Source organism: Pseudomonas sp. FW305-28, assembly GCF_017351395.1.
Taxonomy (GTDB): Bacteria; Pseudomonadota; Gammaproteobacteria; order Pseudomonadales; family Pseudomonadaceae; genus Aquipseudomonas; species Aquipseudomonas fluorescens_AA.
Genome location: NZ_JACNDD010000142.1, coordinates 1 through 16,413, shown reverse-complemented (window position 1 = coordinate 16,413; position 16,413 = coordinate 1). Strand labels below are relative to the sequence as shown.

The window sequence follows — 16,413 nt, the reverse complement described above, 5'->3', positions numbered from 1 at the left end:
GGGTGCGGGCAACCGCAGAATCTTGGCACGACCGCAACGGGCTGCGGTCAATCGATCACAGGCCACCGGATTCGCTGCCAAGGACTTTCTTCATGCCCGACACCCTGCCGCCGGATGCACTGCCGGCCGACCTGCATTATGTCGATGACACGGCCCCCGGCATCACCCGCAAGAAATTGCGTGGCAAGTTCTGTTATTTCGACCCGCAGGGCCAGCGCATCACCGACGCGGCCGAGATCCAGCGCATCAATGCCCTGGCGGTGCCGCCGGCCTATACCGATGTCTGGATCTGCACCGACCCCCGTGGTCATCTCCAGGCCACCGGGCGCGATGCCCGCGGGCGCAAGCAGTACCGTTACCACGCGCGCTGGCGTGAGGTGCGCGATGCGGACAAGTATTCGCGGATGCTGGAATTCGGACGGGCCTTGCCGCGCTTGCGCAAACGCCTCGAGGAGATCCTGGCCAAACCCGGGTTCAGCCGCGACAAGGTCATGGCCACCGTTATCACCCTGCTCGACCTCACCCTGATCCGAGTCGGCAACACCCAATACGCTCGCGACAATCGCTCCTATGGCTTGACGACCCTGCGCAACAAACATGTCGAAGTCAACGGCAGCGCCATCGCCTTCCAGTTCCGCGGCAAAAGCGGCATCGAGCACCAGATCACCGTGAAAGACCGACGCCTGGCCCGGATCATCAAGCGCTGCCAGGAGATCCCCGGACAAAACCTCTTCCAGTACCTGGACGAGAACGGTGAGCGTCACTCCGTCAGTTCTTCGGACATCAACGCCTACCTCAAGTCCCTCACCGGCGCCGATTTCACTGCCAAGGATTACCGTACCTGGGCCGGCAGCGCGGCGGCGCTGGCCGGGCTGCGGTTGCTATCGTGGGAAACCGAGAGCGAGGCGAAAAAGCACGTCGTCGAGATGGTCAGGCAGGTTGCCAGGCAGCTGGGCAACACGCCGAGCGTCTGTCGCAAGTGCTACATTCATCCTGCAGTGGTGGAGGCTTTTTTGCTCGGTGCCCTGAGGCAATTGCCCAAGCCGCGGCTGCGCAAAGGCCTCAGTGAAGAAGACGCCGCACTGGCGATATTTTTGCAGCGCATGGCCGACGCTGCCCAAGCGTGCTGAACAGAAAAGGGACGTGATGGGGCCGCCCGCGCCCAACCAGGGATGAGGAACATCCGAAGGCCTGCGAACTCCCAACTGTACGGCACAGCCGATCCGCAGGTACGTCAAAGGGTGAAATCGACAGGAGCTTCAGATGTCCGAACACATTGTCCATTTCCACTGCCAGATCGATCAGGGCACCACGGAGCGCTTCCGGGACAATTGCCTGGAAGCCATTGAAAAAGGCGCCGACTCGCTGATGCTCAACCTCTCCACCGTCGGCGGCAGCACCAACTTCGGTTTTACGCTCTATACCTTCATCAAGTCCCTTCCAGTGCCGGTGCGTGCGGTCAATGCCGGCAACATCGAGTCGATGGGCATCATCATGTTTCTCGCCGCCAGCGACCGCACCACCACACCCCACTCGCGCTTTCTGATCCACCCGATGAACTGGTACTTCGGTCAGAAATCCGTGGACCACTCACGCCTGCGCGAATACCTCTCCAGCCTCGACAACGACGTGGCGCGGTACGTGGAGATCTACGTCAAGGAAACCGCCGGCGCCGCGACTCAATTGGATATCTTCAAGTGCCTGTGTGCCGAGGAACGGGTGATCCCAGCGGAAAACTCCCTGGCCTTTGGTATTGCGCACCGGGTCGAACAGGTGGTTTTTCCAACGGACGCCAAGCATTGGAAAGTCAGCGGCGGCGAGGACTGAAAGGAAGCCAACCGGCGGCTGACCATTCGTCGCCAGCAAGCGGTTTTTTTTAAACTTCACCCGGCCATTTTCTTTCACAAATAATGCGAGGCACGTTGCTCGCTCAATCACTGAGGATTATCGAAATGGCCAGTAGCGGAAACAAAAACCCAGGCAACTTCGCCAATGATCGTGAAAAAGCATCTGAAGCCGGCAAGAAAGGCGGACAGGCGTCGGGCGGCAACGTTGCCAACGACCGGCAAAAAGGCATGGGAGCCGGTAACAAAGGTAGCGAACGCAGCCAAGGAGGCGGCAGAAAATCGTAACCACGCAAATCGTTGGGGCGCAGACGTACTGCGCCCCGGCGCTGTCCGCTCTCGCCCTCGCTACAAATACGAAATTCCATATATTCGATTGTCCGCATATACTCCGGCGCAGCCCAACCTTGCGCTTATCGGAGCCGATCGATGAAAGTCCTCTTCATGTGCACCGCCAACAGTTGCCGCAGCATTCTCAGCGAAGCGATGTTCAACCATCTGGCCCCGGCCGGATTCCAGGCCGTCAGCGCCGGCAGTTTCCCCAAGGGCCAAGTGCTCCCGCGCAGCCTGAGCACCTTGCAAGAAGCCGGTATCAGCGTAAAAGGCTTGCGCAGCAAGGGTAACGACGCGTTCGAGGGCAGCCCGCCGGACATCGTCATCACCGTGTGCGACAGCGCCGCTCGCGATGCTTGCCCGGTGTACTTCGGTCCGGCCATCAAAGCCCACTGGGGCCTGGTCGATCCATCGACCGTCAGAGGCAGCGATGATCAGGTCGGTCAGGCGTTCCACAGCACGCTGGACCGCATCGAAGCCCGCTGCCGGGCCTTCTTCGCCCTGCCCTTCGACCAACTGGATGCCCAGGCCCTGAAAGCCGAGCTGGACCGCATCGGCACCCTCTGACCGCTCAACCGGCGTTATACGCCTGCTTCACCGTCTCGATCCAGCTTGGGTCCAGGCGCGACTGTTCGGTGTCCAGGCCCAGCGCCTGCATGTTCGCCAGGTGCGCGTCGGCTTCACGCGCGAGGGAGCCCTGGGCGCTGGAGTTGGCGTCCAGCTGATGCATCTGGGCCAGCCCCAGGTGATAGAAGCGCAGCAGCTTCATGGCGGTGGGGTCCTGGGCCTGCACACCGGCCTTCACCTGGTGCATCACGTTGGTGATTTTCATCAGGCTGCGCTTGAGCTGCCAGCCGTATACCGCGGCGGCCATCCACGGCTGCGACCAGAAATACTGGCGCATCAGCACAGCCATCGCCAACACCGCGACAATCACCCCGCCGAGGTTGAAGCGAAAGTTATCACCTCCCGGCGTACCCAACAGCATCACGGCCAGGCTGGACAGCAGCATCGCCAGGGCCAGGAACACCACCGCGATGATCAGGGTGCTGCGGCGGGTCTGCCTGCGGTAGGTGTCGCCATCCCACGGTTTGATCTCGAACATCGCGGCGCAATTTCCTTGTACGGCATCAAAAGAGTCACGCATTATCGCCTGCCCGGTCGATTTAGCTATGCTGGGGCTCATTTTGTATGGCCGCCGACTCGCCGGGCCCGGATCGAAGTCCATGGCGATAGCGCAAGGATCGTGCGATCTTTCGGCGTGGACGTTTTTTTCAAGATGCCGTCGTTGTGTGCATGGCATCGTTTTCAAGGAAAGCTGAATGACTCAAAGACATGTAATCAACGCCTCGGTAAGCCCCAAGGGCAGCCTGGAGACCTTGTCCCAGCGCGAAGTCCAGCAACTGAGCGAAGCCGGCTCCGGCAGTATCTATACCCTCTTTCGCCAGTGCGCCCTGGCCATCCTCAATACCGGCGCCCATGTCGATAACGCCAAGACCATCCTGGAAGCCTACAAGGACTTCGAGATCCGCATTCACCAGCAGGACCGGGGCGTACGCCTGGAGCTGCTGAACGCGCCAGCCGATGCGTTCGTCGACGGCGAAATGATCGCCAGCACCCGGGAAATGCTCTTCAGTGCCCTGCGCGACATCGTCTACACCGAGAACGAACTGGACAGCCAGCGCATCGACCTCAGCTCGTCCCAGGGCATCAGCGACTACGTGTTCCACCTGCTGCGCAACGCCCGCACCCTGCGCCCTGGCGTGGAGCCGAAAATCGTCGTGTGCTGGGGCGGTCACTCGATCAACACCGAAGAATACAAATACACCAAGAAAGTCGGCCACGAACTGGGCCTGCGCAGCCTGGACATCTGCACTGGCTGCGGCCCGGGCGTGATGAAAGGCCCGATGAAAGGCGCCACCATCGCCCACGCCAAGCAGCGCATCCATGGCGGTCGCTACCTGGGCCTGACGGAGCCGGGGATCATCGCCGCCGAGGCGCCGAACCCAATCGTCAATGAGCTGGTGATCCTGCCGGACATCGAGAAGCGCCTGGAAGCCTTCGTGCGCGTCGGTCATGGCATCATCATCTTCCCGGGCGGTGCCGGTACGGCAGAGGAGTTCCTGTACCTGCTGGGCATCCTGATGCACCCGGCCAACCAGGACCTGCCCTTCCCCGTCGTGCTCACCGGGCCGAAAAGCGCCGCGCCGTACCTCGACCAGTTGCATGCGTTTGTCGGTGCGACCTTGGGTGAGGCGGCGCAGAAGCACTATCAGATCATCATTGACGACCCGGCCGAAGTGGCTCGGCAGATGACCCAGGGGCTCAAGGAGGTCAAGCAGTTCCGCCGCGAGCGTAACGACGCTTTCCACTTCAACTGGCTGCTGAAGATCGACGAGGGCTTCCAGCGCCCGTTCGACCCGACTCACGCCAACATGGCCAGCCTGGGCCTGAGCCGTGACCTGCCCGCCCACGAACTGGCCGCCAACCTGCGCCGGGCGTTCTCGGGGATCGTGGCCGGTAACGTCAAGGACAAGGGCATCCGCCTGATCGAAGAGCACGGTCCTTACGAGATCCACGGCGACGCCGCCATCATGGAACCTCTCGACCGCCTGCTCCAGGCCTTCGTCGCCCAACATCGCATGAAACTGCCGGGCGGCGCGGCGTATGTGCCGTGCTATCGCGTGGTGACCTGACCTAGCAGAGCACCACAGATCCAATGTGGGAGCGAGCTTGCTCGCAATGGCGCCGGTACATTCAGCATCGATGCAGGCTGAACCACCGCTATCGCGAGCAAGCTCGCTCCCACAAGTGTTCTGCGGCAGTCATAGAATCGGAAGCAGCCGCATCAGGCCGGCCTCATCCACCTCAATGCCTAACCCGAGGTAATCCTTGATCTGCGGATGAAGGGTGACCACGGGGTGCGTGTGCGTTGCCGTCACCACCATCACATCGGCCCCGGCGGCCTCGCCTGCCCGAATACCGGCCTCGGCGTCTTCAAACACCAGACACTCCCGGGGCGTCACCTGCAGGCGTTCGGCCGCCAGGCGATAGCAGGCGGGGTTGGGCTTGCCGTCATTCACATCCTCGGCGGTGACCATCACTGCCGGGCGCGGGATTCCCGCCGCTTCCATACGCCGCAAGGCCAATGCCATGGGCGCCGAGGTGACGATTGCCCATCGCTCTGGCGGCAGGCTATGCAGAAACGCAGCCGCCCCCTTCACTGGCTCCACGCCTTCCACGTCTTCGATTTCCTCGCGGGTGATCCGCTCGGCCTCGGCCTGGGCATCCACCCCTGGCAGATGCTGGCGAGCGATGGTGTCGATGGCGCGCATGCCGTGGATCGTCGGCAGGAACGTCGCCACATCCACGCCGTGGCGCAGGGCCCAGCGGGTCCAGATCCGCTCGGCGGCGGCGATGGAGGTGAGCAAGGTGCCGTCCATGTCGAACAGGAAGGCGCGGTAGGCGATGTGGGTGGTAAGACTGGCAGGCATCGGATCCTCGGTGGCGGCGTGGCGGGTGACGGCCACTGTAACATCGCCAGGCACCAAACCCTTGTGGGAGCGAGCTTGCTCGCGATGGCACCGGTACATTCAGCACTGATGCAGGCTGAACCACCGCCATCGCGAGCAAGCTCGCTCCCACAGGGTCCGGTGGTGGGTTGATTACACCAACCGCTCGATCGGCTGATGCAGCCAGACCCGCTTGTAGTACAGCGTCTGCAACAACAGCATGCTCAGGTAAGCCACCGGGAACGCCATCCACACCCCTTGCAACCCGAAGTGCGCGTCCAGCAGATACGCGGCCGGCACTTGCACGGCGACGATGCAGAAAATCGAGATGGCGACCGGCACCAGCACCGTGCCACTGGCGCGCATGATGCCGCCAACGATCGCCTGGAAACCGAACACCAGCAAGCTCCAGAGCATGATATGCAGCAAGTGTTCGGCCTGGACCCGGGCCGCCGGATCCGTGATGAACAGCCCCAGCAGCCAGTGGGACAACAGATAGCCCAGGAGCACCAGCCCACCGGTGAGCCAGAGGTTGAATGCCAGCCCCGTGCGCAGGATCGGCCCCAGGCGCTCCAGGCGGCCGGCACCAATGGCCTGGGCGCCGAGGATCGAGGCAGTGATGGCAATCGACAGCGCCGGAAACTGCACGTAGTTGACGATCTGCGTCACCGCGCCGTAGGCCGCCGTGGCCTGGGAGCCGTGGCGATTGACCAGCGCCAGGATCACCAACTCCGACAACGAGATCACCACCATCTGCAACCCGGTGGGCAGGCCGATGCGCAGGACCTTGCCGAGGATGTCCCGGTCCAGGCGCATCGCCGCGAACAACGCACGGTCCGGCGCCAAGGCATGCTCGCGGCGACTCAGGCGCCACGCCAGCATCAGCATTGCCGACGTCGTCCCCGCCAGCCCTGCCCATGCCGCGCTCTGGATGCCCATCTGCGGCAACCCCAGCCAGCCGCGAATCAACGCTGGCGTGAGCAGCAGCCCGACACTGGTGGACACCAGCAGCGCCAACATCGGTGACACCGTATCGCTCACCCCGCGCAGCAGTTGGGTGAACAGCACGAATACCAGCAGCATCGGCAGGATCCACAGCATGACCCGGGCATAGGAAACGGCGTCCTCCAACACATCGGCCGGCGTGCCCAGCCCTTGCAACGCCTGACGAGCAAAGACACTGCCAAGCACCGCCGCCACCAGGCCAATGATCGCCCCCAGCAACAAGGTCGAACCGGCAATCGCCTTCACCGTGCCGGTTTCGCCGGCGCCGTAGGCCTGCCCGATCAACACCCCCGCCCCCGCGCCCAGGCCGATCACCAAAGCGATAAAGAAAAACACGATGGGAAACATGCCCGACACCGACGCCAATGCCTGGGTGCCGAGCATCTGGCCGATGTAGATGCTGTTGAACGTGCCGGACATGGACTGCAGGAAGTTGGACAGGACCATGGGGATCAGGAACAGGAGATAGGTTTTCCAGAGGGGCTGGGTCGGCATGGGGACTCTGATGGCAGGTTCGAAAATCCGATGCGGGGTAATTTAGCTCAATCCATGGATTCTGTTTCAGAAGATGTCCGTTTTCGTGGCGTGCCAATACCAGGCTCGCCCCACGCCCCAGCGGGGGCGAGCGCCCTCGCCAGGAGATTTCCACAGGTCAGGCGATCTCGACAATCTCCCAATCTCGTCTATTCTTAGATATCACTGTGCCATTACTTTTATCGAAATCGGACGACTGGTCCTCAAGACCGTACCGGCCTTGCAGATAACCAGTTATTCGCAAATAACCTGTTAGCAACACTGTTCAAGGACCGAACCATGACGTCGTATTCTCACGGTCATTCCCTTTCCCAATCACAACCACGCATTCTCTGGAGCACCGTGCTGGTGGCCATCGCCGCGAGCATTGGCGTGCTGGCGCTCAATGGCACGAGTGGGCAAAACATCGGTTTGAGTGTGGCGATCGTGGTCTTGGGCGTCGGTGCTGGCGTATGGGGTGCGCGTTCGCAACGCCAGCAGTTCGACAGCGCCCTCGCCGCCGCCATGGCCCGCCACGACCTGCAAGGCAGCGAGCACCTGGCCCATAGAACCAACGCACAACTCAACGACGTCATCCTCGGTGCCATGCCGATCTGGGCCAAGCAGGTCGAAAGCTCCCGGCAGCAGACCGAGACCGCGATCGTCTCACTGACCAGCCGCTTCACTGGCATTTCGTCACGCCTGGAAGACACCGTGCAAGCCTCGCAATTGGCCGCCGGTGAACTGGCCGGCAGCAGCGGTGGCGGCGCCGTGCAGGTGCTGGCCCAAAGCGAAGGTGAACTGGTCAAGGTCATCGACTCCCTGAAGGCCACCCAGGCCAGCCGCGACGAAACCCTGGCCCAGGTGCGCAACCTGACGGCCTATACCGGCGAGCTGCGGACCATGGCCGCCGACGTCGCGGCGATTGCCGCACAGACCAACCTGCTGGCCCTCAACGCCGCCATCGAAGCCGCCCGTGCCGGCGAGGCCGGGCGTGGGTTTGCGGTGGTGGCCGACGCCGTGCGCAGCCTCTCGAGCAAGTCCAGCGAGACCGGCCAGCAGATGTCGGCCAAGGTCGACATCATCAACACCGCCATCACCCAACTGGTGCATGCCGCCTCCAGCGGCGCGGACCAGGACAGCCATTCGGTCAGTGCCTCCGAGCAAAGCATCCAGCAGGTGCTGGAGCGCTTCAAGAGTGTCACCGGCCGACTGGCCGACTCGGCCGACATGCTGCAACGGGAAAGCTTCGGCATCCGCGATGAACTCACCGAGGTGCTGGTCAGCCTGCAATTCCAGGATCGGGTCAGCCAGATCCTCAGCCACGTGCGCGACAACATAGAGGACCTGCATGTGCATCTGCAGCAGGCCAGTCAGTCGCCCGACCAGGCCGTCTCCATCGATGCCCGCCAATGGCTGGCGCGCATGGAAACCACTTATGCCACCGACGAGCAGCGCCGCAATCACCACGGCGACTCGAGCGCGCAACAGACTTCACAGGAAATAACCTTCTTTTAGGAGAGCCGCTCATGGCTAAAAGTGTATTGGTTGTCGACGACTCCGCGAGCGTTCGGCAGGTGGTCGGCATCGCGTTGAAAAGTGCCGGCTATGACGTGATCGAAGCCAGCGACGGCAAGGACGCGCTGGGCAAGCTCAACGGCCAGAAAGTGCACCTGATCATCAGTGACGTGAACATGCCCAACATGGACGGCATCACCTTCGTCAAGGAGGTCAAGAAGCTGGCCAGCTACAAGTTCACGCCGATCATCATGCTCACCACCGAATCCCAGGAATCGAAGAAACAGGAAGGCCAGGCCGCCGGGGCCAAGGCCTGGGTGGTCAAGCCGTTCCAGCCAGCGCAGATGCTGGCGGCGGTATCCAAGCTGATCCTTCCTTGATAGCCGGAGGCTCCGATGCCGTTGCACTACGAAGCACAGGATGACACCGCCCAGGTGCACATCGACGGCGAGCTGACGATCTACACCGCGGCCGAGCTGGCCGCGCAGTGGCTGCCGCACCTGGGGGCAACGCCGCGAATGGCCCTCGATCTGTCGCAGATCACCGAGATGGACGGCGCTGGCCTGCAACTGCTGCTGATGGTGCAGCGCGAGGCCTCCCGGGCCGGGACCCAACTGACACTGACCGGCCAAAGCCAGGCCGTCACGGAGACACTTGCCCTGTGCAACCTGGTTGCCTAGGACGCCGGACACGACAAAGGAAATGAGCGTGAGCATCAATCTCGATCAGGCACAACAGACCTTCATCGTCGAGGCACGGGAACAGTTGCAGGCGATGGAAGAGTCGCTGCTGCAACTGGAAACCGACCCCGGCGACGATGACGCCATCGGTGCGATCTTCCGGGCGGCCCACACGATCAAGGGTTCGGCCGGGCTGTTTGGCCTGGAACCCATCGTCAGCTTTACCCACATCGTCGAAGACGTGCTCGACCGCCTGCGCAACGGCAGCGTCGAGGTGGACGCCGGCCTGATTGCGGTGTTGCTCAAGTCCAGCGACCACATGCTGGAACTGATCAACGTGGCCGCCAACCAGGGCGGAGCGCTGCCGCCGCCGGCCCTGCAACGGGAAGTGGAGCTGTGCCAGATCCTGCAGGAATACCAGGCGCCCTCGCCGGCCGCGGCCCCAACGCCTGCGCAGGACACCGAAACCCGCGAGCCCGGCGAAACGCGCCTCTGGCACCTTTCCCTGCGCTTCGGCCAAGACGTGTTCCGCAACGGCATGGACCCGCTGTCGTTCCTGCGCTACCTGCAAACCCTGGGTGAAATCGTCGACCTCACCACCCTGACCGACGCCCTGCCCGCCGCCGATGCCTGGGACGCCGAGTCCTGCTACCTGGGCTTCGACATCGCGTTTCGCTCGGCCGCCAGCCACGGGGCGATCAACGAAGTGTTCGATTTCGTCCGGGAAGACTGCGAGATCGAGATCGTTGCCCAGGATGACGACATCGCGCCCCTGGCCAACACCGGCCTGGTGACCACATCACCGGAACCGGCCGAAGAAACCACCGCGTTGGTCGCCACCGGCGAGTTGCTGTCCGACCAGCGCAAGACGCCGCGCATGCCCGCCCAGATCGCCACCGACAAACAAGCGGTGACCAGCGACAGCAAGGCCAAGGACGGCACCTACGTACGGGTCAACGCCGACAAGCTCGACGAGTTGATCAACCTGGTGGGCGAACTGGTCATCGCCAGCGCCGGCGCCAGCCTGCTGGCCCGCACCTGCCACAACGACCCGTTGCAGGAAGCCACCTCGTCGGTCTCCGGGCTGGTGGAAGAAATCCTCGACGGCGCCCTGCGCCTGCGCATGATCCCCATTGGCGAAACCTTCAACCGCTTCCGTCGGGTGGTGCGTGATGTCAGCCAGGAACTGGGCAAGGACATCGACCTGATCATCAGCGGCGCGGAGACCGAGCTGGACAAGACCGTGGTGGAAAAAATCGGCGACCCGCTCATGCACCTGCTGCGCAACGCCATGGACCACGGCATAGAAACCGCCGAGGCCCGGCTGGCGGCCGGCAAATCGGTCAAGGGGCACTTGCACCTCAACGCGTATCACGACTCCGGCAGCATCGTGCTGGAAATCGCCGACGACGGGGCCGGCCTGAACCGTGACCGGATCCTGGAAAAAGCCCAGGAGCGTGGCCTGGTGCAGCCAGGTGCCAGCCCCACCGACCAGGAAATCTACAACCTGATTTTCGAACCCGGCTTTTCCACCGCCCAGGCCGTGACCAACCTTTCGGGGCGTGGCGTGGGCATGGACGTGGTCAAGCGCAACATCACCCTGCTGCGCGGCACCGTCGACCTGGACAGCCAGCCCGGCAAGGGCACCGTGGTGCGCATCCGCCTGCCGCTGACCCTGGCGATCATCAATGGCTTCCTGGTGGGCATCGGTCAGTCGACCTATGTGATTCCGCTGGACATGGTCCAGGAATGCATCGAGCTGAGCGAAGACGATGGCCTCACCAGCCGCGAGCAAGGCTACCTCGACCTGCGCGGCGAGGTGCTGCCCCTGGTCTACCTGCGCGATCACTTCAGCCACGAAGGCCCGGCCGCGCGCCGGCAGAACGTGGTGGTGGTGCGCTACGCCGAACTCAAGGCCGGGCTGGTAGTGGATGACTTGCTGGGTGAGTTCCAGACCGTGATCAAACCGCTGGGCAAGCTGTTTGGCGCCCTTCGCGGCATCAGCGGCTCGACCATCCTGGGCAGTGGCGCCGTGGCGTTAATTCTCGACGTACCGGCATTGCTCACCCAGATCGCCCAGACAGAAAACCGCTACACCCCGACTCAATTACAACAAGCCAACGCTCGCTGACGCTTTAGCACTTCCATGGAGAGGTACTTCCCGATGAAATGGTTCTACGATCTTAGAATCGCCACCAAACTGATCACTTCATTTCTTGTGGTGCTGGCCCTGACCGCCGTCATGGGGGTGTTCGCGATCATCCAACTGGGCGAGGTGAACAGCACCACCGTCGAGATCCGGGAAAACTGGATGCCATCCATGCGTGCTGCCTCGGGCATGCGTTTCTACGGGGCAAACTACCGCCTCAAGGAAAACCGCCACATTACCGCCGATTCCGAACAAGAACGCCTCACTGTCGAACAAGAAGCGGAAGAAGCCAAAAAGGGGTTTGAAACCCGCATGGCGACCTATGAAAAACTGCTCTCCAGCGCGGAAGATCGCCAGCTGTTCGAAACCACCCGCAATGACTGGGTCGCTTACCTCGCCGTCAGCAAGGACCTGCTTGCGCTGTCTCGGCAAAACCTGACCGAGCAAGCCCATGCACTGCTCAAGGGCGAATCCAAGCGTCAATTCGATCTGGTGGTCAACGACCTGCAAAAAATGGTGGAACTCAATGACGTCGGCGCCGGCGCCGCCAGCGAGCGTGGCGCAGCGCTGTTTGAAAAATCGCGCCTGTCGATCATCGTCGCGCTGGTTGCCGCCCTGCTGATGGGCCTGGGCCTGGCGCTGTTCATCTCGCGCATCATCTCCCGCCCCTTGAAACAGGCCGCGACCGTCGCCGAGCAATTGGCCGAAGGCAACCTGAACGCAAAAATCGAAGGCGGCTCCAAAGACGAAACCGGCATGGTGCTCAACGCCATGCAGAACATGATCGGCAAGCTCTCGCACATCATTGGCGAAGTGCGTAACGCTGCGGACAACTTGGCCAGTGCCTCCGAAGAAGTCAGCGCCACCGCGCAATCGATGAGCCAGGCCACCAGCGAGCAGGCGGCCAGTGTCGAGGAAACCAGTGCGTCCATCGAGCAGATGAGCGCCAGCATCAACCAGAACACCGAGAACGCCAAGGTCACCGATGGCATGGCCAGCAAAGCCGCCAAGGAAGCCACCGACGGCGGCGAATCGGTGCAGCAGACCGTGGTGGCGATGAAGAAAATCGCCCAGCGCATCAGCATCATCGACGACATCGCCTACCAGACCAACCTGCTGGCGCTCAACGCCGCCATCGAGGCAGCGCGCGCCGGTGAACACGGCAAAGGCTTCGCCGTGGTCGCCGCCGAAGTGCGCAAGCTGGCCGAACGCAGCCAGGTGGCCGCCCAGGAAATCGGCGAGCTGTCCTCCAGCAGCGTCGATATGGCGGAAAAGGCTGGGAACCTGCTCAACGAGATGGTCCCCTCGATCAACAAGACCTCGGACCTGGTGCAGGAAATCAGCGCCGCCTCCGAAGAACAGGCCGCCGGTGTGGCGCAGATCAACACCGCCATGACCCAGCTCAACCAGGTGACCCAACAGAACGCCTCCAGCAGCGAAGAGCTGGCCGCCACCGCCGAGGAAATGAGCAGCCAGGCCGAACAGCTGCAACAGGCCATGAGCTTCTTCACCCTGGACACACCGCCCAAGTCTGCTGTGCAAGTTGCCAGGGTCGACAACACCCCAGGCTCCTCCGGCCGCAAACCGGCGCGGGCACCGGCACCGATCATGCCCAAGGCGTTTGCCTACAACATGGCCAGCGCTCCGGACGAATCGGAATTCACCCGGTTCTGATGGCCCGGTTCCACAGGCTTGCTTAAAGGAGAAAAAGCAATGGGCGCCATCGCGACCACACGTCAAACCGCCCTCGCGGTCGAGGAAGAAGCGCAATACCTGACGTTTATGCTTGGCACGGAGATGTTTGCCATCGGCATCCTGTGCATCAAGGAAATCATCGAATACGGCAACCTGACCGTGGTGCCGATGATGCCGACCTTCGTGCGCGGGGTGATCAACCTGCGGGGCGCGGTCGTGCCGGTCGTCGACCTGTCGGCCCGTTTCGGTCGGCCGAATTCGGCGATCAGCCGGCGCTCGTGCGTGGTGATCATCGAGGCGTCCAGCGCCGACGGCCAGGCCCAGGACATTGGCCTGCTGGTGGACACGGTGTCGGCGGTGCTGGAAATCCCGGCCTCGCAGATCGAGCCGCCACCGAGCTTCGGCGCGAAGATCCGAGCCGATTTCATCAGTGGCATGGCCAAGGTCGATGGCAAGTTCGTCATCGTGCTGGAGGTGGACCGCGTGCTGTCCATCGACGAAATGTCCCAACTCGCCGAAGCCAGCCCGAACGCGCTGGAAGTGGATGCCCCGTGAACACCGATACCTGCAAGGAACGCCCGGCAAACGCGCTGGCGCTCAGTGACCGAGAATTCAGCCAGTTCCAGTCCTGGCTGTACCAGGCCGCCGGCATCAGCCTGTCCGAGGCCAAGAAAGCCCTGGTGGCCGGGCGTCTGTTCAAACGCCTCAAGCACTATGGGCTGGACAGCTACGGCGAGTATTTCAAGCTGATCATGAACGGTCAGCGCACCGATGAATTACAAGTGGCGCTGGACCTGCTGACGACCAACGAGACCTACTTTTTCCGCGAGCCCAAGCATTTCGATTTCCTGCGCCAACACGTATTGCCCCACGCAACGCCGGGCAAGACCTTCCGCCTGTGGAGCGCGGCCAGCTCTTCCGGGGAAGAACCCTATAGCCTGGCCATGACCCTGGCCGAAGGGCTGGGCACCACGCCCTGGGAAGTGATCGGTTCGGACATCAGCAGCCAGGTGCTGGCCAAGGCGCGCTCCGGGCATTATCCGATGGAACGCGCCCGCACCCTGCCCCAGCCGCTGCTGGTGAAATATTGCCTCAAGGGCACCGGCAGCCAGCAAGGCACGTTCCTCATCGACCGGGCGTTGCGCAACCGGGTCAACTTCATCCAGGTCAATCTCAACGACACCTTGCCGGAGCTGGGGGAGTTCGATGTGATCTTCCTGCGCAACGTCATGATCTATTTCGACCAACCGACCAAAAGCAAAGTGGTCGCGCGCTTGATCCCCCGGCTCAAGCCCGGCGGGTATTTCATCGTCAGCCACTCGGAGAGTCTCAACGGTGTGTCCGACGCGTTGAAACTGGTGGCGCCCTCGATTTACCGCAAACCATGAACGCCGCCATCAGAGCAGTGGCCGAGGAGTACCTGGCGCCAGGGGAGTTTCGCTTCGCCACCTGCCCGACCCGCCTGCGCACGATTCTCGGCTCTTGCGTGGCGATCACGCTGTGGCACCCCGAACGCAGGATCGGCGCCATGTGCCACTTCATGCTGCCCAGCCGAGTGCGCTGCTCCAACGCACTGAACGGCCTCTACGCCGACGAAGCCATCGAACTGTTCATCCGTCAGGCCCGGGCGCACCGCACCGACCCCGAGGACTACCAACTCAAGCTGTTCGGCGGCGGGGAGATGTTCCCCGAGCTGCAACGCCATGTGCCCTACGGTGATGTGGCGCGACTGAACGTCAACGCCGCGCTGGAAATGGCCGCCCTCTATCGCCTCGACCTGATCGCCCAGGACATGGGCAGCACCGGCCACCGCAGCATCATTTTCGACCTGCGCAGCGGCGATGTGTGGGTCAGGCACCAACCCATAAGGACCCGGCACTGACCATGTCAAAAAAGATCAATGTACTGCTGGTGGATGACTCTGCCGTGGTTCGCCAGGTGTTATTGGCGATTCTCAGCGAGACACCGGACATCCACGTCATGGGCGCGGCGTCCGACCCGATTTTCGCCATGGATAAACTGGCCAAGGAATGGCCCGACGTGATCGTGCTGGACGTGGAAATGCCGCGCATGGACGGCATCACCTTCCTGAAGAAAATCATGAGCGAACGCCCTACCCCGGTGGTGATCTGTTCGTCGCTGACGCCCCGGGGCGCGGAAACGACGTTGCAGGCGATGGCCGCCGGCGCGGTGGAAATCATCACCAAGCCCACCACCGGGCTGAAGAATTTTCTGTTGGAGTCGGCGCCCGAATTGGTGTCGGCAATCCGTGCCGCCGCCCAGGTCAACGTGCGCAACCTCGGCAAACGCCCCGCCCCGACGGCGCTGGCGCCAGCGATCAAACTCAACGCCGACGCCATGCTGCCCGCCGCCAACGGCCATGCCATGGCGCAGACCACCGAACGCATCGTCGCCCTGGGCACCTCCACCGGCGGCACCCAGGCCTTGGAAGCGGTGCTCACCGCCCTGCCACGGGTCTGCCCGGGCATTGTCATCGTCCAGCACATGCCGGAAAAATTCACCGCCTCGTTCGCCGCCCGGCTCAACAGCCTGTGCCAGATCGAAGTGCGCGAAGCCCGTAACAACGACCGCATCCACCCGGGCCTGGCGCTCATCGCCCCGGGCGGCAAACACATGATGGTGACCCGCAGCGGCGCGTTCTACCACGTGCAAGTGGTGGACGGCCCGCTGGTCAACCGCCACCGCCCTTCGGTGGATGTATTGTTTCGCTCAGTCGCCAAATTCGCCGGCCGCAACGCCACCGGCATCATCATGACCGGCATGGGCGACGACGGCGCCCGCGGCCTGAAGGAAATGCTCGACGCTGGTGCCAGCACCGTGGCCCAGGACGAAGCCAGTTGCGTGGTCTTCGGCATGCCCAAGGAAGCGATCAAACTCAATGCGGCGCAACGGGTGATGGGGTTGCAGGAAATCGCGCAGGTGATCTTGCATCGGTAACAGCATTAAAAGGCAATCGAAACCTGTGGGAGCGAGCTTGCTCGCGATGGCGGCGGCCCATTCAACACGGATGCAAGCTGAACCACCGCTATCGCGAGCAAGCTCGCTCCCACAGTGGAGTTGTGGCGAGGTGCAATCACCCGCCTAGAAAAATCGCCATCTTCGCCATGAGTACGCCTGGACCAAAAAATTGCAACAGGAGCCGC

General features: G+C 62.6%; 16 protein-coding genes and 1 pseudogene. 14 read left to right on the top strand and 3 right to left on the bottom strand.

Annotated features, from left to right (window positions below; genetic code table 11):
• Window positions 1-92: 92 nt before the first annotated feature.
• The 4 genes from J4E53_RS24915 (at window position 93) to J4E53_RS24900 (ending at window position 2,744) form a co-directional block, all read left to right on the top strand.
• Complete coding sequence (locus J4E53_RS24915; protein ID WP_060741659.1) at window positions 93-1,130, top strand: DNA topoisomerase IB; 1,038 nt, start codon at window positions 93-95, stop codon at window positions 1,128-1,130.
• Window positions 1,131-1,263: 133 nt separating this feature from the next.
• Window positions 1,264-1,827 carry an ATP-dependent Clp protease proteolytic subunit gene (locus tag J4E53_RS24910; protein WP_060741658.1) on the top strand — a complete coding sequence of 188 codons (564 nt, stop codon included), beginning with the start codon at window positions 1,264-1,266 and terminating at the stop codon, window positions 1,825-1,827.
• Between the two features lie 125 nt (window positions 1,828-1,952).
• Window positions 1,953-2,132, top strand: coding sequence for a general stress protein (locus J4E53_RS24905; RefSeq protein ID WP_060741657.1), 180 nt, complete (start codon window positions 1,953-1,955; stop codon window positions 2,130-2,132).
• Window positions 2,133-2,273: 141 nt separating this feature from the next.
• The gene (locus J4E53_RS24900) at window positions 2,274-2,744 is read left to right on the top strand and encodes an arsenate reductase ArsC (RefSeq protein ID WP_103310606.1); all 471 of its coding nucleotides are present in this window, start codon (window positions 2,274-2,276) and stop codon (window positions 2,742-2,744) included.
• Window positions 2,745-2,748: 4 nt separating this feature from the next.
• Here the strand turns inward: J4E53_RS24900 and J4E53_RS24895 are convergent, their stop codons facing one another.
• On the bottom strand, window positions 2,749-3,282 hold the full coding sequence (locus J4E53_RS24895) for a DUF3087 family protein (RefSeq protein WP_103310604.1): 534 nt from the start codon (window positions 3,280-3,282) through the stop codon (window positions 2,749-2,751).
• Window positions 3,283-3,499: 217 nt separating this feature from the next.
• Between J4E53_RS24895 and ppnN the strand changes: the two genes are divergently transcribed.
• Window positions 3,500-4,873 (top strand): nucleotide 5'-monophosphate nucleosidase PpnN, encoded by a 1,374-nt coding sequence (ppnN, locus tag J4E53_RS24890; protein WP_025213122.1) that lies wholly within the window; start codon window positions 3,500-3,502, stop codon window positions 4,871-4,873.
• A 129-nt stretch (window positions 4,874-5,002) separates the two neighbouring features.
• On the opposite strand, the gene J4E53_RS24885 is transcribed toward ppnN, so the two are convergent.
• Both J4E53_RS24885 and J4E53_RS24880 read right to left on the bottom strand, forming a co-directional pair.
• Entirely contained in the window at window positions 5,003-5,671 is a 669-nt protein-coding gene (locus J4E53_RS24885; RefSeq protein WP_060743172.1) for an HAD-IA family hydrolase, read from the bottom strand.
• A 171-nt stretch (window positions 5,672-5,842) separates the two neighbouring features.
• Complete coding sequence (locus J4E53_RS24880; RefSeq protein WP_103310602.1) at window positions 5,843-7,189, bottom strand: MATE family efflux transporter; 1,347 nt, start codon at window positions 7,187-7,189, stop codon at window positions 5,843-5,845.
• Window positions 7,190-7,777: 588 nt separating this feature from the next.
• Here J4E53_RS24880 and J4E53_RS24875 point away from each other — a divergent pair.
• From J4E53_RS24875 to J4E53_RS24835, 9 genes and pseudogenes are all read left to right on the top strand, one after another.
• Window positions 7,778-8,725: pseudogene (locus J4E53_RS24875) on the top strand (methyl-accepting chemotaxis protein); the annotation flags it as partial.
• A gap of 11 nt (window positions 8,726-8,736) precedes the next feature.
• A complete protein-coding gene (locus tag J4E53_RS24870; RefSeq protein WP_003203044.1) occupies window positions 8,737-9,105 on the top strand; it encodes a response regulator in 369 nt (122 codons plus the stop codon).
• 15 nt (window positions 9,106-9,120) lie between these two features.
• Window positions 9,121-9,405, top strand: coding sequence for a lipid asymmetry maintenance protein MlaB (locus J4E53_RS24865; protein WP_060741653.1), 285 nt, complete (start codon window positions 9,121-9,123; stop codon window positions 9,403-9,405).
• 28 nt (window positions 9,406-9,433) lie between these two features.
• Entirely contained in the window at window positions 9,434-11,536 is a 2,103-nt protein-coding gene (locus tag J4E53_RS24860) for a chemotaxis protein CheA (protein ID WP_103310609.1), read from the top strand.
• A 33-nt stretch (window positions 11,537-11,569) separates the two neighbouring features.
• A complete protein-coding gene (locus J4E53_RS24855; RefSeq protein ID WP_103310599.1) occupies window positions 11,570-13,228 on the top strand; it encodes a methyl-accepting chemotaxis protein in 1,659 nt (552 codons plus the stop codon).
• Between the two features lie 39 nt (window positions 13,229-13,267).
• The gene (locus tag J4E53_RS24850; RefSeq protein WP_060741651.1) at window positions 13,268-13,804 is read left to right on the top strand and encodes a chemotaxis protein CheW; all 537 of its coding nucleotides are present in this window, start codon (window positions 13,268-13,270) and stop codon (window positions 13,802-13,804) included.
• On the top strand, window positions 13,801-14,637 hold the full coding sequence (locus J4E53_RS24845) for a protein-glutamate O-methyltransferase CheR (protein ID WP_060741650.1): 837 nt from the start codon (window positions 13,801-13,803) through the stop codon (window positions 14,635-14,637). The genes J4E53_RS24850 and J4E53_RS24845 overlap by 4 nt, the downstream gene beginning before the upstream one ends.
• Complete coding sequence (gene cheD / locus J4E53_RS24840; protein ID WP_103310597.1) at window positions 14,634-15,131, top strand: chemoreceptor glutamine deamidase CheD; 498 nt, start codon at window positions 14,634-14,636, stop codon at window positions 15,129-15,131. The genes J4E53_RS24845 and cheD overlap by 4 nt, the downstream gene beginning before the upstream one ends.
• Before the next feature lie 2 nt (window positions 15,132-15,133).
• Window positions 15,134-16,207 (top strand): chemotaxis response regulator protein-glutamate methylesterase, encoded by a 1,074-nt coding sequence (locus J4E53_RS24835; RefSeq protein ID WP_060741648.1) that lies wholly within the window; start codon window positions 15,134-15,136, stop codon window positions 16,205-16,207.
• The last annotated feature ends 206 nt before the right edge of the window (window positions 16,208-16,413 follow it).